This is a genomic window from Maridesulfovibrio ferrireducens (genome assembly GCF_016342405.1).
Lineage (GTDB): Bacteria > Desulfobacterota > Desulfovibrionia > Desulfovibrionales > Desulfovibrionaceae > Maridesulfovibrio > Maridesulfovibrio ferrireducens_A.
Genome location: NZ_JAEINN010000004.1, coordinates 238,306 through 259,360, shown reverse-complemented (window position 1 = coordinate 259,360; position 21,055 = coordinate 238,306). Strand labels below are relative to the sequence as shown.

Genomic DNA, 21,055 nt, shown 5'->3' with positions numbered 1-21,055 from the left:
ATATTAACGCTCTCGCAGCGCATTCTGCTTAGCTTTTAAGATAGGCTTTAACAAATAATCCAGAACAGATTTCTTGCCTGTCAAAACATCCACCTGCGCGGTCATACCCGGAATAATAGGAAGTTTTTCTCCGCGATAGAGCATCGCATTTTTCTTTGTTCTAACCTTAACCAGATAAAATTCTTCACCCTTTTCATTCTGGATTGTATCAGCACTGATACGCTCCACAATGCCCTCCAGTCCGCCATAAATAGAAAAATCATACGCTGTAATTTTAACCATCGCCCTCTGATCAGGATGCAAAAAAGCTATATCCGCAGGACGGACCTCTGCCTCCACTAACAAGGTGTCATCAAGTGGCACTACTTCCATTATGGATTCACCTGAGCGTATGACCCCTCCCAAAGTATTCACCATTATGCGTTTAATGATTCCTTTGACAGGTGAACGGACATCAGTTCGTGTAACTCGGTCACTACCGGTGGAAAGTGTTTCCGTAAGAGAAGTAAGTTCAAGACGGCGCTTGTTAATTTCCTGCAACATTTCATAATTAAGATCAGCCTTAAATTTATCTACCCTTCCGCGAAACTCTTCTACAGCCTTCATCGCTCTGGGAAGTCCCATAGTCAGAGCTCCCACATCACCTTGTAATTCAAGAACCTTCTGCTCCAACGCAAGATAATCCATTTTGGAATGAATCTGCTTTTCCATTAAAGGCTTTGCGATATTCCGTTGCTCCAGTGCAACCTGAAGGTTCTTCATAAGAAGTCTTTTACGATTTCTCATTTCGGCTACTTCTTGAACCTTTTGGTCGTATTGATCTTCTAAGAGTTCAATTTCTATCTTATTTTTTCGCATTTGAGCGTGATAAGTCATTAATTGTTCTTCCACCAGCTGTGGTGCGAAATCGATGACTTCCTTATCGAAAACAGGTTTCGTTCCCTCAACCTGAGCTTTAAGTCTCGCGATGGCAGCATGATGCTCTATGGAATGAGCGTAAGCATCCCGATAAGAACTAGCAGCCTGCTCATTCTGCAAACGACAAAGCACCTCTCCTTTCTCTACTTCCTGACCTTCATAAACAAAGATATCACTAAGTATTCCACCTTCAAGATTCTGAATTTCCTGAATTCTCTGGGAGGGAATAACGCGTCCAAATCCGCGGGTAACTTCATCTAAAACAGCATATTCAGCCCATACACCGAAAACAACAATAAACACCATTATGGTCAAATACATTATATAAGTGAACTTTCGCCCTTTGCCGTACAAAGCCTGATCCACTTCCGACACAAAGAGTAGTTCTTCACTGTCTAATTTGTTTTTACCGAACATAAAACAGCCTCATATAGATACCTTTATTTTTCCAGATCTTAAACCATCCAGCACAGCCTTCTTAGGTCCGTCAACAGCAATTTTTCCTTTATCCATAATCACCAGTCTATCCACGAGGTCGAGCATAGTATGCCGGTGAGCAATAACGATGAGGGTCTTGTCCTTAACATAAGGACGCAATTTCTCCTTAAGCCTAATTTCAGATTGATTATCCATGTTACTGGAAGGCTCATCCATAATTAAAACTTCGGGATCAAGAAGTATAGTACGCGCTATGGAAACAGCTTGACGCTGTCCGCCCGAAAGTGACGAACCTCGTTCACCGACTTTCATACCGAAACCAGCAGGATGATCTTTTACAAAAGCAGTAACACCCGCAATATCAGCGGCATATCTAATAGATTGATCATCTGCTTCCGGTAAGCCAAAAGCGATGTTGTCCTTCAAAGTTCCGTAAAAAAGCAGGCTGTCTTGAGCAACATACCCTACCCTCCTTCGCAAATCCGCAACATCCATTTGCCTTAAATCAATATCCCCGAGCTTCACACTGCCTTCAACAGGCTGATAAAGCCCTAGGCAGAGTTTACCTAAAGTAGTCTTACCGGCACCGATACAGCCGATTATTCCGACTTTTTCACCGGGTTTAATATGAAGATTAACATTATTAAGAACAGCTTTGTCCGTACCCGGATAGCTGAATGAAACATCCTTAAATGTGATCGAAGGATCACCTCCGGCATAATGAAAAGTCTCTTTATCATCTGGCCTCTCGCTAGGCAGTTTCATTAACATGTCCAGTGCTCCCAAAGCCATACGGGATTGCTGATATCTGGAAAGCAATCCTGCAACAGCACTCAAAGGAGCCATGGCTCTGCCGGACAGTATATTACACGCTATTAATCCACCCACTGTTAATTCACCTTTAGAAATTAAAACAACGCCAAGGATAATAATCGCGACACTGACCATTTGAGTAATAAACACAGAAAACGTAATAGAAATATTAGCCATAACCTTTGCACTGCTACTGGAATGGGCACTCATACCCACAACGTTTTCCCAGCGGGATTGCATACGGCCTTCAGCCAGACTGGTTTTAATAGTTTCAAGACCGTGAACTATTTCAAACAGAAGCGCATTTTTCTGAGTGGATTCTTTATAGTGATTCTCAATAATATGCTGAAAAGGAATCTGAATAAGAATCCCCACAAGAATCACAATCGGAACTGCCGCAATTACAGGGAAAACCAGCGGCCCGCCGATCAAATAAATTACCCAGATAAATAAAAGAAGGAACGGCATATCAATAAAGGCCACTAACGTACTGGAACTGAAAAATTCCCTTAAAGACTCGAATTCACGTATATTATTTGCAACAGCTCCGGCTGATTCCGGCATATGGTCCAATCTTGCGGACATGAGATGCTGCATAAGACGACTACCAATCAAGACGTCAGCATTTCGTCCGGCAACATCAACAAAATAACTACGCAGATTTTTTAGCAAAAAATCAAAGAAATAAGCTATCCCGACACCAATAGCCAAAGCCCACAAGGTATCCATAGCGTTATTAGGTATAACTCTATCGTAAACATTCATTGCAAACAAAGGAGCACAAATAGTTATGAGGTTCGTCATAACACTAGCGCCGATAACATGTTTATAAATGGGCCAAAAACTGAATATTGTTCCCCAGAACCAGCGTTTAGCTTTAACTAATTTAAATTCGCTTGCCCGTTTATCAAGCTTACTCGCCCGGTGAGTAAAAATGGCATAACCAGTATATTCGTCTTCAAGCTCAGTTAACGGAATCTCAGATTCATCCATCCCGTTACCCGGGATCATTACACGCGCTGTGTCCTCTGTGGTATCAATCAACACACAAGCATTACCGCCCCGCATAAGCAATATACTGGGTAACACCAGCTTTGATATTGATCTTAATTTAGGACGGTGTACGGTCTTTGCTTTTATTCCGATATGTTCTGCGGCCCGGACGATAGAAGCCGCCGTGATGACCCCGCCCTGCTGCGGAATACCAGCCTTCAGAGTTGCCGAAGAAACAGGCTTACCCATGAGTCTGCTTATGATAGAAAGACAGATCACTAAAGGAGGCTGGAAATCAATATCCTTGGGGGATAATCGTTCATCCGGCTTCAAAGTATTTTCATCAAGTAAAGGCTCACTTTCTTGATCTTGAGCCTGTATTTCTGGAGCCGCGGCAAAAGGCTGTTTCTTATCCGGCATATTGAAAACACTCACATATTCTTATTAGTTATACTCTGGAAGGAGAAATATTACTAAGCCTAACCTAGAGTTTTAATAAGTATTATATATGAACCCACATCATGTCATCCTTTTTGTCAGCTCCGATATTCTATACCTAGCAATGATTTCAGTTTTTTAATGAATTGGCAGGTTAAAAAAGGTTAATCCCAGTTTACCTATAAAGAATCTATCTAGAATACGAATAATAAATAAATTACACCTTAAAAAGAATTCATATCAATGCACACATAGATAATAAATATCCATTGACACATCATAATAATATAAATAAACGAATAATTAATATTTTAATTATTTATTAATTACTAAAAAGGAATTATTATGAAGTTAAATGCTATGTTTACACTTATTGTAATGGGACTGTTAATAAACATTAGCGGATGCTCAGTATATATGGCCGCGAATCAGCCAGACGGAAAAGAAATGTCCATGATAATTGAAGGACAAGCAAGATCTGTAATGCTTGGAGAATTCGGACAACCTATCAGTACAGTTAAACGGGCGGATGGCTCAGTTGAATATGATATTTTTTCATTCGTTGATGGTTACTCAGGCGGCGCAAAAGCAAGCCGGGCATTATTTCATGGAGTTGCCGATCTTTTTACATGCGGATTGTGGGAAGTCGTCGCGACTCCAGTAGAAGCTGTAGCTGATGGAAGTAGGATGTCCTACAAAATATTATATAGCGAACAAGAAGAAGTATTAACAATTATACCTCTTTCAAAAGATGCACAGAAATATGAAAGAAGAAGGACAGATGGCTTATCCGGCATTTCTCACACCACGAAAACTTCACATAAAAAAACCGCTGACTCAAAATATCGAGCCCCTAAGTAATTATATCACGGCCATAGGCTAAAAATTAAAATATTCTTATTCCGACCAATAAATTTTAAGATCTTACGATTAATCATCGTAAGATCTTTTTTTATCTCCTCATAATACCTTTAAATTATGATCAAAAAAAGATTTAAATCACATCAGTTACGCAATTCTTAAAATCGTAAAAAAATTAATTCAATAACTCTGCGAAACTCCAATAACCCCTATTTTGATAATAAAAAGCTTTTATAACAAACACTTAAAATCAGACAATTTTAGTCGGTTATCAACAATAAAAGTGAAGTGTTTTTTACTCCTACCCCCCTTGACGAGACTACAAATATTAACATACCTAACAGGCAGGTAAAAATACCTATCAAACGAGTAGGTATTAATACCAACTTAACAGATAGGGAATGAAGCGCATCGAATCTGTGTGCCCGGGTTTTTAATGCTGGCTGCTCCCGCTGAGGGAATATGAGTCAGCGAATCCGGAAATCACGAGACGGGGCAACAAAGGACGTCTGAGCATACAGCTACATCGTCCAATGCTTTGAGAGAGGGGATCGAAATTATGGCAAACGGGAAAAAATTATTGCGATTGTCCAGCATTCTGATCGTCCTAGCTGGGGTACTCGGCTTCCACTTGGAAGCAATGAGTATGGTAGGAACCCCGCAGGGTGAAGGTAAACAGCGTCCTGATCTTATTATGATCGACGCCATTGCCGCTCAGCAAAAACTGGAATTGCCTGCGGTCGTGTTTCTACACGATGCACACACCAAGGCGGCGGCAGAACAGGGTAAAGACTGTACTGCATGTCACCAGAAAAACAAGGATGTCACCTCGCTTAAATTTATGCGGGTTGAGGACGGCACTCCTGAGAAGTTAAAGGAAATTTACCACAACGGCTGCATAAGCTGTCACGCGAAGGATGCCGCTGCAGGCAAAAAAACCGGCCCTCAGGTCGGAGAATGTCGCAGCTGTCATCAGGCTGACCCTGAGTACAAAGCGGAACGCGCAACAGCGAGCATGGATAAAACCTTGCATTTCCGTCACTGGGACTCAAAAATCATTGAAAATGACAAGGGTCAGGAAACAAACTGTGGAAGCTGTCACCACGAATACGATAAAGCAACACAGAAGCTCGTATACGTGAAAGGACAGGAAGAAAACTGTGGTATCTGTCACACTGCCAAACCAGAAGGCGATGTGAAGAAAAACACTTCAGAAGCTTTCCACAGCCAGTGCGTAACCTGTCATTTGGACCTGGCAGCAGCCAAAGCCAAAAAGTTCGGCCCCGTTCAGTGTGCCGGATGTCATGGCCTCGCCGAAGCAGCAGACATTAAAGCTGATGACGCTCAGTTGCTGAAAAAAATGGGCGGTATATTGCCCCGTCTGCCCAGAAAGCAGCCTGATGCTGTCCTGCTGACTGCACCGGCACCAAAAGATTCCGCTGCCAAGACAGAAGTCAAAGGCAAGATGTCTCCGGTCGCTTTCAATCACAAGGCTCACGAAAACGTCACAGAATCATGTGGATCATGCCATCATCAAACTCTTAAGAAATCATGCTCGGAATGTCACACCGAGCTAGGTTCTAAAGACGGTGGTTTCATCACTCTCGATCAGGCTATGCACAACCCCGACAGTCCACAAAGCTGTGTAGGTTGTCACGCCATCAAACAGAAAGATCCCAACTGTGCTGGTTGCCATGAGCTGATGCCTAAAAAGGTTATTCAGTCCGAAACAACATGTGTTGTCTGCCACGAAGCTCCTAAAGATGATACCAACCCGGCAGCTCTTGACGCCTCCGCCAAGGCTGAGCTTGCTAAAGACCTTATCATCGAAAGGCCTACTTCTCCGGTAATGCTCGAAACTGCTGATATTCCTGAATTCGTAACCATCAACGCTCTGGAAAACGAATACAAAGAAAGCAAGCTTCCCCACCGTAAGATTATATTCACTTTGGTGGAGAACATGAAGAGCAATTCCCTGGCCAACACGTTCCACAGCACTCCTCTGACTGTCTGTGCAAGCTGTCATCACAACAGCCCTGCATCCAAGACTCCTCCGAGCTGTGCAAGCTGTCACGCAAATGCTGCAGCTAAAGAACAGGGCGGACGTCCGGCTCTCAAGGCGGCCTATCACGCCCAGTGTATGACCTGTCACGAAAGCATGGAACTCAAAAAGCCTGCTTCTACAGACTGTTCATCCTGTCACGAACCGAAAAAGAACGGCTAGCCCGAAGGAGAACGGATAAATGTTACGCAGAACATTCCTCGGAATGCTAGGCACAGCCTGTGTGGGAGCCTCTATTCCCGGTGTAGCTTCGGCTAGTAAGGAATTCAACGGCTACCCCGGCAGCAAAGGCGTCCTTTTCGACGCCACTCGCTGCATAGGTTGTCGCAAATGTGAAGAAGCCTGTAATAAGGTCAACGAATTGCCCGCTCCGGACAAAAAGTATGATGACCTGACAGTGCTGGACACAAAACGCAGAACCGATGCCAAGACTCTTACTGTTGTTAATAAATACAAGAGTGCCAAAGGCCCTCTTTTCCGCAAGTCGCAGTGTAATCACTGTCTGGAGCCGGCATGTGCTTCAGCTTGCTTTGTAAAAGCATTCAAAAAGCTGCCTAACGGCGCAGTCGTCTATGACGAATCCGTTTGCGTAGGTTGCCGCTACTGTATGGTAGCATGTCCCTTCGAAATACCTGCTTACGAATACGACGAACCTCTGACTCCAAGAGTCATGAAGTGCACCATGTGTGCTCCTCGCTTAGCTGAAGGCAAACTGCCCGGCTGTGTTGAAGGTTGTCCTAAAGAAGCTTTGGTTTTCGGTGAAAGAGACGAGCTGCTGAAAATAGCCCGCAAACGCATTGAGCGTAATCCCGACCGTTACATTGATCACATCTACGGTGAGAAAGAAATGGGCGGAACCAGCTGGCTTTATCTCTCCGGAGTTCCTTTCTCTGAGATCGGCATGCGCGAAGATTTGGGAACCAAATCCGCACCCGAACTCACTGCTGGCGCACTCGCATCAGTACCCATGGTTGCAGGACTCTGGCCCGCACTTCTCGGTGGTATCTATGCTGTAAGCAAACGCAAAGACAAAGTTGCCGAAGAAGAGAAGAAGGAAGCAGTTGCAAATGCTATTGCCCAAGCTAGCTCACAAGCTGAAAAGACCCTTTCCGAGGCCCTTACCAAGGCTGATGTCGCTAACAAGCGTCAGATCGAAGTTGAGGTCAAGAAAGCTGTAGAAGAAGCCCTGACTCCCAAAGAAGAGCAGGAAGAAAACAGCGAGGAGGAATCCTAATGTCCAATCCCGGCAACACAGGACCAAAATCTGTAATCAACACATTCAATGTGATTGCAGGTGCCATCATTGTTATGGGTCTGGTCATAACTGTTCTCAGATTCACCAAAGGCCTCGGGGCTGTCACCAATCTTGATGACAACAACCCTTGGGGTATCTGGATCGGATTTGATCTGCTCTGCGGTGTCGCACTCGCAGCCGGTGGATATACCACCTCTGCCGCATGCTACATCTTCGGACTTAAACGCTTTCACTCCGCAGTACGTCCGGCAATTCTGACCGCGTTTCTGGGCTATGCTCTGGTTGTTTTTGCTCTGCAATACGACCTTGGCCGTCCTTGGCGGTTGCCGTACCCCATCTTCTATCAGCAGGGGACAACCTCACTGCTCTTCGAAGTTGGTTTATGCGTTATGTTATATCTGACAGTACTGTTTATTGAGTTCACTCCTGCCATGTTCGAATGGCTGGGCATGAAGAAACTCAGAGCCGTTGTAGTCAAACTGACTCTGGCACTGACTATCTTCGGCGTAGTGCTCTCAACCTTGCATCAGTCCTCCCTCGGAGCACTTTACACAATCGCACCGTCTAAGCTGCACCCTTTGTGGTACTCACCTTATCTGCCGGTGTTCTTCTTTGTGTCCAGTATCGCAGCGGGACTCTCAATGGTAATATTCGAAGGAACCCTTTCCCATAAAAAACTGCACCGCATGATGGATGAGGAATACCTCAAACACCACGACGGCGTAGTTCTCGGATTCGGTAAAGCAGCATCTCTGGTGCTCTTCGCATACTTCGCCATCAAGATGATCGGTCTGGCATACGACAACAACTGGCATTACCTGACTTCAGGCTACGGCTTGTGGTTCATGGTTGAAATGATCGGTTTTGTAGTACTGCCTTGTTTCCTCTTCGCCCTCGGTGTTCGTGAAAAAAATATGAGCATTATCAAGAAAGCGGCTATCATAACTGTTCTTGGTATCGTTCTTAACAGATTCAATGTTTCACTGGTCGCGTTTAACTACCACCTTCCTTCTTCTGAAAGGTACTTCCCTACTTTGATGGAGATCGGAATCTCTATCTTCGTGGTTACTCTCGGTGTGGTTATCTTCCGTTTCATTACCACCCGGATGCCGATTTTCTTCGAACATCCTGACTACAAAGGCGAACACTAGCCGCCTAGGAGAAATCAAATGGAAATACACAACCTGCAAGAGTACTACACTTTCACCAAGGGTATCGTATACTTGATCATGGGTGGAGCTCTCATCGGGGTTACTCTGTTCTGGCAGTACCTGATGGGTGGAAACAACAACGACGATTAAATTAGCAATAGTTTGATCGATACTTGAGGAGATTAAAATGTACGATTTTCTAACAGGGCCTATGCTCTGGCTGACGTTCGCCGTCAGCTTCGGTGGCCTGTTGGTGCGCGTCGTGCTCTATATAAAGGGCCTCAGCCAGCAGCTTGACCGAGTAGCTTACCGCGCCCATATGTCCTATGGACTGAAAGGTGCGTTCAACTCAATCATCAGCTTCCTGAACCCTATAGGCGCTCGCGTCTGGAGAATTCGTCCCGGATTCACTTTAATGTTTTTTGCATTCCATATCGGGGTCGTGATCACTCCTATTTTCCTGATCGCCCACAATGTGATGCTACAGGAAAATCTTGGGTTCAGCCTGCCCGCTCTTCCAAGCGGTGTAGCTGATTTTCTGACTTGGATGGCAGTTGTAGCCGGTCTTTTATTGACCTTGCGCCGCGTTGCTTTCCCTGAAGTAAGAATTCTTACCACTGGCTATGATTATTTGATGATGGTGATAACTTTAGCACCTTTTGTCACTGGCCTTATCGCCAGATACGCAATCGGTGACTACCAGTTCTGGCTTACCGCCCACATCATCACTGGTGAAATCTGGTTGTTGAGCCTGCCCTTCACGAAGCTCAGCCACGTTGTTCTGTTTTTCATGTCCCGCGCTCAGATCGGAATGGATTACGGTATCAAACGCGGCGGCATGAAGGGTTCCTCCTTATCCTGGTAACAGGAACAGATTCATTCAGACTCATAGAGGAGAAGCACAATGCCTGAAGGAATATTATGTAATAAGACCCCGATTAAAACAGATGAGCAGCTTAAGCTGACTCTTTCTGATAGTCGCGGAACTAAATACTACGCAGAAATGTTAGAGCTGGAAGTTGATTCCGATGCTCTATGGGCGCTAGTACAGAAAACCTTGAAATCCAGGACCAAAACCTGGTTGGAAATCTGTGCTCATTGCGGACTCTGCGCAGAAAGTTGTTTTCTATATCAAGTTAATGGCCGGACACCTAAGCAGGTTCCGTCCTATAAGATCCAGTCCACACTAGGACAGATCGTTAAAAAGAAAGGTAAAGTTACTAACGAATTCATGCGTCACTGCATGGATGTAGCATGGTCACAGTGCACATGTTGTAACCGTTGCGGAATGTACTGCCCTCACGGTATCGACATGGGCGTTATGTTCTCATACCTCAGAGGCCTTCTTTATTCTCAGGGATTCGTTCCATGGGAACTTAAAATCGGTTCCGGTATGCACCGCGTTTATCGCGCGCAGATGGACGTAACCACTGAAGACTGGGTTGAAACCTGTGAGTGGATGGCGGAAGAAACTGAAGAAGAATGGCCGGGTCTTGAAATTCCCGTGGACAAGCAGGATGCAGACATCATGTATACCTGTAATGCCCGTGAACCTAAGCATTACCCTGAAGACGTAGCTGAAGCAGCTATTCTCTTCCATGTTGCCGGTGAAAACTGGACAGTGCCTTCTGAAGGCTGGGAACAAACTTCCCTTTCCATGTTTGCCGGAGACTGGGAATGCTGCAAAGACAACGTACAGAACGTATATGATGCTATTGAACGTTTAAATCCTAAACGCGCAATCGGTACCGAATGCGGACATGCCCATCGTGCAACAGTCATCGAAGGACCATACTGGACAGGACGTCCAGACGGATTACCTCCGCGTCCTTACATTCACTACGTTGAATGGCTGGCTGAAGCTCTTCGTACGGGCAAGCTCAAAATTGATCCTGCAAAGAGAATCAAAGAGCCTGTCACCTTGCAGGACTCCTGCAACTATGTGCGTAATCAGGGCCTCAAAGACATTACTAGAGAAATTATCAGTTACATTGTTGAGCCAGGCTTCTTTGTTGAGATGTCTCCTAACAAAGAACACAACTACTGCTGCGGCGGTGGTGGCGGTTTCAACGGAATAGGCATGTACCGTGAGCAGCGTAACGTTGCTCTGCGTAAAAAAATGGACCAGATCCTCGATACCGGCTGTAAGCTGGTTATTGCTCCCTGCCATAACTGCTGGGATGCTATTCGGGACCTTGAGGAAGAGTATGAAATCGGCATCCGCTGGTCATTCCTCAAACCACTGGTCATCGGTATGCTGGATGTGCCCGAGCATATGTTGCCAAAGGACGAAGAGTAACTCCGACCTTTATCGGCAAGAGTGTAGCATCAACAGTCCGCAACGAACGAGGTGTCACATGTTTAAGAAAATTCTTTTGGCCACTACCGGATCTCCGGCAAGCTTCGGAGCTGCCCGCGTAGCATTCGACATGGCCAAACGCTACGGCTCGGAAGTAACGATCTTCCATGTTCTGGGAGTGCCTACCAAGGCTTTCTCTCAGGTTGTAAATGATGTTCGCACAGGCGAAGAAGTTGAAGTGGACGCGGAGTATATCTCCTGGGTTGAAGAAGAACTCAAGACCACTTACGCTAAACAGTTCGCAGGTGCTGAGAATGCCAAAATCGTGATTACGACAGGTGCTCCGCACCGCGAAATTCTTCGCGAAGCGCGTAATCAGGATTCTGACCTTATCGTTATGGGCGCAAGCTCAGGCGATAACGTCAAATACCACAGGGGATATCCCGGCAGCACATTACAGAAAGTAGCCAAGGCAGCCCGCTGCCCTGTCCTTACTGTGCACCGTGAGTCCGCTTCCTACTGGGGCGGTTTCTCAAGCATCCTGTTCGGAACGGACTTCTCAAAGCAGGCTGCAAGCGCATTTAAATTTGCTCTTAATACAGCCCGCGAACTTGACTGTGTACTGACCATTTTCCACGCGCTGGATATCAGCGGTAAGGTTCTTGACCAGACTCAGATCGAAGAAAATCTTATTGTTGCCCGCAAACGTATCCGTGAAACATACGTTCCGCTCATGGGTGATTTTAAGAACTTCGATATCGAGGTATGGGAAGGTGCTCCTTACGTGGAAATAGTTAAGCTTGCCCGTGAAAAGCAGGTGGACCTGATTGTTATGGCCCATCACACTCGTGAGCTTGATGCAGAAAAAGCAAAGATCGGTTCCACAGTGGAACAGGTCATTGTCCGGGCTAACTGTCCGGTTGTCAGCGTCAGCAAGCCGGATAAAGTCTAACACGACCCAATAACCGCAGCCGGTCAATCCCGGCTGGTTGCGGAAATTATAATTTGCCGGTTAATTCTAGCTTCATCAGGAGGATTGTTATGTCTAAGAAAATTTTAATCGTTGATGACGATCAGGAAATTCGTTCCTACTTGAGCGAACTATTCGGTGATAACGGTTATGAAACTGTGACAGCCGAAGATGGAAAAGTAGCTATCGAAGTTGCTGAAAAAGAAACCCCGGATTTGATCACACTCGATCTGGAAATGCCTAACGAATGGGGCCCTCGCTTCTACCGTAAGCTGACCCTGAACGATGATCTCAAAAGAATTCCAGTCATTGTAATCAGCGGTCTCAATGCTAATCAGTATGCAATTCCTAAAGCAGTTGCTACTCTGACCAAGCCTTTCGATGCTGATCAATTAATCGCGATTATTAAAGAGACAATCGGCTAAGTATTATATAGTTCCTGACCCGGCCGGCTTGCGACGAAGTTGCAGGCCGGCCGATTTACATTAAAAGGGCTCACTGGTAAGGTGCCGCTTTTCTCCATAGCGGGAATTAAATCCCGTCAAATAATCCAATAGGTGACAAGCATGCCCAAAAAAATAATGGTTGTTGATGACGATCCGGACATCGTCGACTACCTGATTAACGTATTTGAAGACCACGGCTACCTTACCTGCCGTGCATCTGATGGTCTCACAGCTTTCGATGTAGCCATGGCCGAAAAGCCTGATTTAATAACACTTGATCTTGAAATGCCGCATGAATGGGGTCCGCGCTTCTATCGCAGGCTGACTCAGGAAGAACAATTTTCAGATATACCCGTTATTGTTATCAGCGGATTATCCGGCATTCATCTTGCCATCAAACGTGCAGTAGCGACGATTAAAAAGCCTTTTGACCCTACTGATGTTATTGAAATCGTCAGAAAAGCCCTTGGCGACGCTGATGATTAGCCTATCCGGCGATATTGCTGCAGGCTACGCTACTTTTTTGGGAGGAACGGGATGGGCAACAAAAAATTAATGCTTGTAGATGACGAGGAAGGCATAAGACGCTTTCTCGGACTCACACTTGTCGATCTTGGATATGTTGTCCAGACTGCCGAAAACGGTCAAGCTGCGTTGGAACTGCTTAAAACATTCCGGCCAGCCATCATTCTTACAGATATTAAAATGCCTCAAATGGACGGCATTGAACTTCTTAAGACTGTAAAGCGGCAGTTCCCTGAAATTGAAATAATCATGCTCACCGGGCATGGTGATTTAGATCTTGCTATTGAATCTCTTAAGTTCGACGCCGCGGATTTCATAACCAAACCCATAAACGACGAAGTTCTTGAAATTTCATTGGAGCGTGTTCTGGAAAAAATCCAGATGAAAAGCAAGCTCCGTGAATACACAGAAAATCTTGAACGGCTGGTTGATGAAAAAACTCAAAGAATTGTTGAATTAGAGCGTCAGACTGCGGCCTGTCAGGTAGTTGAAGGACTTAGCTCAGCACTCTCAAGCGCCTCAAATGAAGTGGAAACAGGTTCAGGCCTTTTTAATGAACTGCCCTGCCTTGTATCCATCCATAACAGATACCTCGAAATAGTATCCGCAAACAAACTTCTCAAAGATCGCCTCGGTGAAGTTGTCGGTAAAAACAGCTTCGACATTTATTCCGACCGCACCTCTGCCGGTAATGCCTGCCCTGTTCAAAAGACTTTCACTACAGGTAAGGGCCAGCGCAGCAAAGAAACTTTCCTGGGTAAAGACGGAGAAGAAATTCCCGTCACAGTTTACACCGCTCCTATTGCTAATAAAGAGGGTGAAATAGAACTTGTTCTCGATATTTCAGTGGATATGACCGAACTGCAACGCCTTAAAGATGAATTACTGACAACTCAACATAAATTTGAGCGGTTGTTTGATGAAGCCCCCTGCTATATTTCGGTGCAGAATCCTGACTTCACCATCGCCGAAGTTAATCGCCGCTTCAAAGAAGATTTCGATGATGCATCCGGTACACACTGCTTTAAGACCTACAAGCACAGTCTGGAGCCGTGCAATGAATGTCCGGTACAGCTCACTTTTCAAGATGGAAATTCCCATCAAATGGAAACTGTTGTGACAACCCGCAACGGTGAACATAAAAATGTACTGGTATGGTCTGCCCCTATACGTGATGCGTATGGAAAAATTATACAGGTAATGGAAATGTCCACCGACATTACAGAAATCCGCCGCCTGCAGGATCATCTGACGTCACTCGGTTTCATGCTCGGTTCCATGTCACATGGAGTTAAGGGGATGCTCACAGCTCTGGACGGCGGTATCTATCGTCTTGAATCCGGCCTGCGCAAAAAAGATCAGGTTCGCGTTGATGCTGCTACCAAGGTGCTCAAAAACACCGTCGGCCGGGTCAAAAAGATGGTGCTGGATATCCTTTACTATGCAAAATCACGTGAACTTGAAGTTGAAGCAATCGATGCCTCCACCTTCCTGAACGAAACAGCGGAACTTGTTGTACCGAAGGCTAAAACCGCAGGGCTTGAGCTGACACTTGATATCCCCGAAAACCTTGGGACTATCCAAATAGATTCAAGTGCCATGTCTGCAACACTGGTAAATTTTCTGGAAAACGCAGTTGATGCCTGCGATAATCCTATTGAAGGCCGTAATTACTCCATAGGCTTTTCCGCCTCGCTAAAAGACAGCAATCTTATCATCGTAATATCCGATACCGGCATGGGCATGGATCAGGAAACCAGAAATCAAATTTTCACTCTATTCTTTTCCTCAAAAGGGAAAAAAGGAACCGGCATCGGACTTTTCATCTCCAATCAGACAATTGAACAACATGGCGGAAAAATCGCTGTTGAATCTGAACTGGGCAAAGGAACCGTTTTTACAATAACTCTGCCTTGCATTGTTTGAGCTGAAATCTTCCCCTCTTTCATTCTTTTCGTCCTCCTGTTATTAACCTGTTATAAACAACGACTTTTACGATAATTCAAATAACAGATCAGAGAAAAATTTCATGAAACTAACTACTCGAAGCCGATACGGAGCACGCTTGCTGCTCGATATAGCTCTGCACTCCAAGAATGGACCGGTCCCGAGCAAAGACTCGGCCAGAAGAGAAGGTATTTCTCTTAAATATCTTGAAAAAATATTAAAGATGCTCAAAGAAGGCGGGTATATTAAAGGTAAACGCGGGCCAAACGGCGGCAACGTCCTTCTCCGTGAACCGGAAGATATATCCATCGGTGCCATAGCCCAGATTTTAGACGGTCAGGAAAAAATTCTCGACTGCGTCGGAGATGAAACAGTCTGCCCGCGTTCTGCAGTATGTCTACGTCGTTCTATCTGGGATGATGCAAATCAAGCCATGTATAAAATGCTCGACTCATACTCTTTGGCCGACCTTATGAAAGACGCTTATCTCTGCCCTGCTGAAAGAATGAAATAAAACTTCTCATAGATCGCGAGACCTTAGGGAGACAATGCCGTGTTCAAAAGATTGCGCGAAAGTTTAATCATGAAAATGATCCTGTCAGGCGGCATAACTCTCCTGCTGAGTGTTATGCTCTGGACAAGCTTCAACGTACTCTTTTTCAAAAAGAACATTACTGACAACGTCATGTCCGACATCGCAATGCTGTCCGACACCATTCTGCTAAGCCTTAATTACGCTATGATGCTCGACTCCGAAGAAGACATCAAAGAAGTTATCCAGAACATCAGTAAACAGCGCGAAATCAAAAGTATCCGCATATATAATAAAAAAGGACAAATAGTCTTTTCCAACAAACCTGCTGAAATCAACACTGTCGTAGACCTTAAAACAGTTCCTTGCTGGACCTGTCATCAATACGCCCCGATACCAGCCACCATGAGCTTAACCGAGCGCAGCCGCATGCAAACGGTTAACGGCGAAAAATCCATAAGTATCATGACCCCTATTGCCAACTCGGAAGGTTGCGCGCCCGGACCTTGTCACATTCACTCAAAAGACGAACGCCTTCTGGGACTTTTAGATATGGAAGTTTCCATGGAAAAGAAAAACTCCATGATTGCAACCTTTGAACAATCAAATATCGCCATTGCTTTGATCGTTTTTATGGCGACATTCGCCGCGCTTATTGTCTATGCTTATAATTTTATTTTCAAACCGATTAGCAAACTGATTACAGCGACTAAAGGTATCGGTTCCGACAAAGAATTCGTCGGAGTGGACCTTGAACAATCAGATGAAATCGGCGCCCTCTCCAAAGCTTTCAATATGATGGGCCGACAGGTTATGGAAAAACATAGAGAACTGATTAAACAGAAAGAAGAATACCGTAACCTATTCCATAACGTGCCCTGTCTTGTCAGTGTTGTAGATCTTAACTTTCGGGTTATTCGCCAGAATAAGGCTTATGAGGAACATTTCGGTAAGCCTGACGGCAGACATTGCTACCAAATCAACAAGGATCGCGATAAAAAATGTGTAGAGTGTCCGGTTGAAAGAACTTTCTTAGATCTATCACCCCACATGAGTGAAGAATCCGGGCTTTCAAAGAACGGAAACCCTATTCACTGGATTGTGTATACATCTCCTATCATGGACCATTCCGGTAAAATTGTTGCCGCAATGGAAATGATGATAGACATTACTCCGCGAAAAGAACTCGAAGAACGTCTGGCGGCCTCTGAACAGCGCTATCACGCAATTTTCGACTCAATCCCCGGCGCTGTCTTCGTGCTTGACGGTGACACTCTGGAAATTCTTAACTGCAACGACCCGGTTGCCAGCATGTACGGTTATTCTTCTGAAGAAATATTGGGCACAAATTTTACAGAATTATTCAGAGAAGAAGAACGCCCGGATTATGACCATCTGCTGAAAATAAAAAAAGAGATCGGGCCATGCACTCAAATAACCAAATCCAACAAACACATTTACGTAATCATGCGCATATCTCCCGCTCATTTTCACAATAACAAAACTCTGATTGTGACTTGTAGTGATGTGACTAAAAAGCTTGAAGCAGAGCATCAGCTCATTCAAGCCAGCAAAATGACAACACTTGGAGAAATGGCCTCCGGTGTCGCGCACGAGCTTAATCAGCCGTTGGCAATTTTAAAGACAATCAGCAATCTGCTCATGCGTAAAGTTTCCCGCAATCAAACTATTGAACCTGAAATTCTTCATGAGATGGCAGAAGGGGTTGATACGCATGTGGACCGCGCAAGCAAGATTATTGACCATATGCGTGAATTCGGACGCAAAGCCGACCTGAAAACCATGCCGGTGCAAGTTAATGAAGTATTAACGCGCGGCTTTGAATTTTTCAGTCAGCAACTGCGGGAACGTAATATAGACGTAGTCTGGGAACTCGATAAAGACCTCCCTTTCATCATGGCGGATTCCAACCGTCTGGAACAGGTCGTTATCAACCTGCTGATCAATGCCAGAGACGCTATTGAAGAACATTGGGCAAAAAGCTGTCCGCTTTCAGATGACAAGAAAATTTTCATAGCTACATACTTTACAAATACCAAAGTAATTATAGAAATTTGCGACACAGGTCCGGGTATCCCCGAAACAATTCAGGACAGACTGTTCGAGCCGTTCTTCACCACCAAAGACGTCGGCAAAGGAACAGGGCTTGGACTATCCATATCATACGGCATTGTGCAGGATTACAAAGGAACAATTCAGGCAGCATCCCGCGACGGCAAAGGAGCCTGTTTCACCATTGCTTTCCCGCGTGAAGATGTTGATGGAAAGGGGATTTCTGAGTAGGTTGCCCCTTCAAACCCCAACCACGACTTAGACTCAGGAGCTTTCAACATGCTTGATTTTGCAATGGAACCTATAAACTTCATCATAACCTTCATTAACTCTATGGGGCTTGGTGAACGTGTATCCATTGCCACGGGGCTGATTTATATAGTGCTGAGTGTCCGGCAGAATGCTTTATGCTGGCCTTTCGGAATTGTGAGCGTGGCGATATGGATGGTTGTTGTCTTTCAGGGAAAACTGTACTCGGACGCATTTCTGCAATTTATATATGTCGTGCTGGGCTTCTACGGCTGGCATCAATGGCTTCGCGGCGGCAAAGATCACGAACCGCTTAAAGTTCGAAAAGTTGACCTAAAATTATCCCTCCGCCTTGCCGCGATCGGACTTATCACATTCATACCACTCGGATATATATCAGAAAATTACCTCGGCGCATCTTTTCCGTGGTGGGACGCCCTCACAACGGTCATAAGCCTTATCGCTCAATATCTGCTGGCTAAAAAATACCTCGAAAACTGGATTCTGTGGATTACCGCAGACGCAATGTATATAGTCATATATTACCTTAAAGGATGGACCGGATACAGCGGATTGATGACGGTTTATACTGTCATGGCGATTATCGGATTCGCCGGATGGCTCAAATCATACAAAGCGGACAGAATACAGCAATGCCAACCCGCATAGTAATTCTCGGCTCTGAATGTACAGGCAAAACGACTCTCGCCGCAAAAATAGCTGAACATTTTAAAGTAAATTTCGCCTCGGAATACCTGCGGGAATACTTTGAAATGAAAAACGGACATCTTACGATCAATGACGCCATTCCCATTGCAAAAGGACAACTGGAGAAAGAACGTGAGCTTGAACTGAAAGGTTACTGTCCGCTTCTCTGCGATACCGACATAATAACCTCGATTGTGTACTCTAAGTATTACTTCGGCAAATGCCCGGACTGGATAGAAACGGAGGTTATGAAACGAGGAAGCACCCACTACTTGCTTTGCGACATAGATGTTCCATGGACTGCCGACGGGCAACGGGACAGACCGGAGGAAAGAGAATACATGCAGAACCTTTTCTTAAATGAACTGCGCGAAAGAAACCTACCATTTGATATTATATCCGGTGACATTGAAAGTAGATTTAATAAATCTGTAACTATCATCAACAACTTACTACACTGCTGACTCTATTCCTTCCTTTTTTTGTACATCATCTTCTATGTATTAACTGAAAGCATTTAACATACACAAAGTTACAGTTTTTACTTTTTTACATTCAATTCGAACGTAATAAATTGCAACATCAAATTATTATACAAAAACACATCAAATTGATTGATTGATCAAAATCCAGTCAATACACAACACAAAAGTCAATATTACAAGCCCCACATTACGCATTGCTCAACTCCAAGCCGTATTTTCTTGATTTAACGTTTTTTTTATGTAAGTTATATCCAGATTCACTTGAAGACCAATAAGGAGATTACAATGCGGAAAAAATTATTGCTGACTCTTGCAATCGTAGTATGTTTTGCGCTCGGAGCAACAGTTGCACAAGCCAAAACACTGACTTTGGGCCTCAAGGGAGAACCAACTTCTCTTGACCCTCACTTTCACAACGTTTCAGCCAACAATATGCAGGCTCTGTACATTTTTGACAAACTTATCCGTCAGGACAACAGACAAAAACTCCAGCCGGGTCTTGCAGAGTCCTGGGCCCCTATTTCTGAAACAGTATGGGAATTCAAACTTCGCAAAGGCGTAAAATTTCATGACGGATCTCCGTTCACAGCTGAAGATGTAAAATTCACACTTGAACGCATTCCTAATGTTCCTAACAGCCCGTCTTCTTTCTCCGGATTTGTTAACGAAATCAAAACAATTGATATCGTAGATGCTAACACTATCCGCTTAACTACAGAAAAACCTTCACCTCTTTTGCCCAGACAGCTGGCAGCATTCACCATCATTTCCAAAAAAAATGCTGAAGGCGCATCCACTGCAGACTTTAACTCAGGTAAAGCTGCAATCGGAACCGGTCCTTATGCTTTAGTTAAATGGGAACGTGGTGACAAAATTATATACAAACGCAATGATGCATACTGGGGAGAAAAACTTCCATGGGATGAAATCATCGTCAGACCTATTACTAATGACGGAACCCGCGTTGCAGCACTTAAATCCGGTGACGTAGACCTCATTAACTTTGTACCGCCTGCCGATATCAATCACCTTGGAAAAGAATCAAAAATTCATCTTTCCGAGTCTCCTTCGACCCGCCTCATCTACCTGCACCTTGACTCTGACCGTGAGGACTCTCCTACCGTCACAGGTAACAACGGCGAAAAGATCAAGAATCCTCTGAAAGACCCACGTGTACGTAAAGCTATCTCTAAAGCTATCAACCGCAGAGCTATTGCAGCACGCATCATGGACGGGCTTGCTGTTCCTGCAAGCCAGATGGTTCCAGATGGATACGAAGGCACAAGCACAAGACTTAAGCCTGAAGCATACGACCCTAAAGGCGCAAAGAAATTACTTGAGCTTGCAGGTTACCCTGAAGGATTCAAAATCATCATTAACGGACCTAATGACCGTTATGTAAACGATTCTGATATCGCTCAGGCGATTGCTCAGATGCTGACCAAAATCGGTATCAAAACAGAAGTCAGCACCATGCCTAAGAGTGTTTACTTCGGTAGAGCTTCCAAACTCGAATTCAGCCTAATGCTCGTTGGCTGGGCAACAGATACCGGCGAACAGTCCAACTGCCTCGCATCTCTGCTTCATACTTACGATGCAGATAAAGGTTTCGGCGCATCCAACCGCGGTCGTTACTCCAATCCACAGCTTGACTCCATGCTCGAAGAAGCTCTTGTCACAGTTGATCAGGACAAACATAACGACCTGATTATCAAAGCAACTGAAATTGGTATCAGCGACACCGGAATCGTTCCTATTCACTATCAGGTGAATGTATGGGGAATGAAGAAGGGGCTGGATTACAATGGCCGCACCGATGGTTACACCATCCCACGCGAAATCATTTCAGGTAAATAAGATCATTCAAACAACAGAATAAACTTAGGGGGCGT

The 21,055-nt window shown here is 44.8% G+C and carries 18 protein-coding genes; 16 read left to right on the top strand and 2 right to left on the bottom strand.

All coding sequences use genetic code 11. From position 1 onward, the window contains the following. Positions 1-3: 3 nt before the first annotated feature. Positions 4-1,335, bottom strand: a complete 1,332-nt coding sequence (locus JEY82_RS06670; protein WP_304084057.1) for an HlyD family type I secretion periplasmic adaptor subunit — start codon at positions 1,333-1,335, stop codon at positions 4-6. Positions 1,336-1,344: 9 nt separating this feature from the next. Beyond that, positions 1,345-3,582 (bottom strand): type I secretion system permease/ATPase, encoded by a 2,238-nt coding sequence (locus JEY82_RS06665; RefSeq protein ID WP_304084055.1) that lies wholly within the window; start codon positions 3,580-3,582, stop codon positions 1,345-1,347. Between the two features lie 363 nt (positions 3,583-3,945). Between JEY82_RS06665 and JEY82_RS06660 the strand changes: the two genes are divergently transcribed. The 16 genes from JEY82_RS06660 (at position 3,946) to JEY82_RS06585 (ending at position 21,020) form a co-directional block, all read left to right on the top strand. Then, a complete protein-coding gene (locus JEY82_RS06660) occupies positions 3,946-4,461 on the top strand; it encodes a hypothetical protein (RefSeq protein ID WP_304084052.1) in 516 nt (171 codons plus the stop codon). Between the two features lie 559 nt (positions 4,462-5,020). Further along, the gene (gene hmcA / locus JEY82_RS06655; RefSeq protein ID WP_304084049.1) at positions 5,021-6,685 is read left to right on the top strand and encodes a sulfate respiration complex hexadecaheme cytochrome HmcA; all 1,665 of its coding nucleotides are present in this window, start codon (positions 5,021-5,023) and stop codon (positions 6,683-6,685) included. 19 nt (positions 6,686-6,704) lie between these two features. Next, positions 6,705-7,757 carry a sulfate respiration complex iron-sulfur protein HmcB gene (hmcB, locus tag JEY82_RS06650; protein ID WP_304084047.1) on the top strand — a complete coding sequence of 351 codons (1,053 nt, stop codon included), beginning with the start codon at positions 6,705-6,707 and terminating at the stop codon, positions 7,755-7,757. Further along, positions 7,757-8,929: a sulfate respiration complex protein HmcC gene (hmcC, locus tag JEY82_RS06645; RefSeq protein ID WP_304084045.1), complete on the top strand. Its 1,173-nt coding sequence runs from the start codon at positions 7,757-7,759 to the stop codon at positions 8,927-8,929. The genes hmcB and hmcC overlap by 1 nt, the downstream gene beginning before the upstream one ends. Positions 8,930-8,947: 18 nt before the next feature. Further along, positions 8,948-9,079, top strand: coding sequence for a sulfate respiration complex protein HmcD (gene hmcD / locus JEY82_RS06640; protein WP_092162508.1), 132 nt, complete (start codon positions 8,948-8,950; stop codon positions 9,077-9,079). Between the two features lie 37 nt (positions 9,080-9,116). Then, on the top strand, positions 9,117-9,794 hold the full coding sequence (gene hmcE, locus JEY82_RS06635) for a sulfate respiration complex protein HmcE (protein ID WP_304084040.1): 678 nt from the start codon (positions 9,117-9,119) through the stop codon (positions 9,792-9,794). 39 nt (positions 9,795-9,833) lie between these two features. Continuing rightward, positions 9,834-11,228: a sulfate respiration complex iron-sulfur protein HmcF gene (gene hmcF, locus JEY82_RS06630; RefSeq protein ID WP_304084037.1), complete on the top strand. Its 1,395-nt coding sequence runs from the start codon at positions 9,834-9,836 to the stop codon at positions 11,226-11,228. Between the two features lie 58 nt (positions 11,229-11,286). After that, positions 11,287-12,180 carry a universal stress protein gene (locus JEY82_RS06625; RefSeq protein ID WP_304084034.1) on the top strand — a complete coding sequence of 298 codons (894 nt, stop codon included), beginning with the start codon at positions 11,287-11,289 and terminating at the stop codon, positions 12,178-12,180. A gap of 89 nt (positions 12,181-12,269) precedes the next feature. Further along, positions 12,270-12,623, top strand: a complete 354-nt coding sequence (gene divK, locus JEY82_RS06620) for a DVU0259 family response regulator domain-containing protein (protein WP_304084032.1) — start codon at positions 12,270-12,272, stop codon at positions 12,621-12,623. Positions 12,624-12,764: 141 nt separating this feature from the next. Then, positions 12,765-13,130 carry a DVU0259 family response regulator domain-containing protein gene (gene divK, locus JEY82_RS06615; protein ID WP_092162514.1) on the top strand — a complete coding sequence of 122 codons (366 nt, stop codon included), beginning with the start codon at positions 12,765-12,767 and terminating at the stop codon, positions 13,128-13,130. A 51-nt stretch (positions 13,131-13,181) separates the two neighbouring features. Then, positions 13,182-15,095 (top strand): response regulator, encoded by a 1,914-nt coding sequence (locus JEY82_RS06610; protein WP_304084029.1) that lies wholly within the window; start codon positions 13,182-13,184, stop codon positions 15,093-15,095. 103 nt (positions 15,096-15,198) lie between these two features. Beyond that, positions 15,199-15,630 carry an Rrf2 family transcriptional regulator gene (locus JEY82_RS06605; RefSeq protein ID WP_304084026.1) on the top strand — a complete coding sequence of 144 codons (432 nt, stop codon included), beginning with the start codon at positions 15,199-15,201 and terminating at the stop codon, positions 15,628-15,630. Between the two features lie 39 nt (positions 15,631-15,669). Continuing rightward, positions 15,670-17,952: a PAS domain S-box protein gene (locus JEY82_RS06600; protein ID WP_304084023.1), complete on the top strand. Its 2,283-nt coding sequence runs from the start codon at positions 15,670-15,672 to the stop codon at positions 17,950-17,952. A 48-nt stretch (positions 17,953-18,000) separates the two neighbouring features. Next, the gene (gene pnuC, locus JEY82_RS06595; RefSeq protein WP_304084021.1) at positions 18,001-18,639 is read left to right on the top strand and encodes a nicotinamide riboside transporter PnuC; all 639 of its coding nucleotides are present in this window, start codon (positions 18,001-18,003) and stop codon (positions 18,637-18,639) included. Continuing rightward, a complete protein-coding gene (locus JEY82_RS06590; RefSeq protein ID WP_304084019.1) occupies positions 18,588-19,142 on the top strand; it encodes an ATP-binding protein in 555 nt (184 codons plus the stop codon). The genes pnuC and JEY82_RS06590 overlap by 52 nt, the downstream gene beginning before the upstream one ends. 306 nt (positions 19,143-19,448) lie before the next feature. Further along, positions 19,449-21,020 carry an ABC transporter substrate-binding protein gene (locus JEY82_RS06585; protein WP_304084016.1) on the top strand — a complete coding sequence of 524 codons (1,572 nt, stop codon included), beginning with the start codon at positions 19,449-19,451 and terminating at the stop codon, positions 21,018-21,020. Positions 21,021-21,055: the final 35 nt, after the last annotated feature.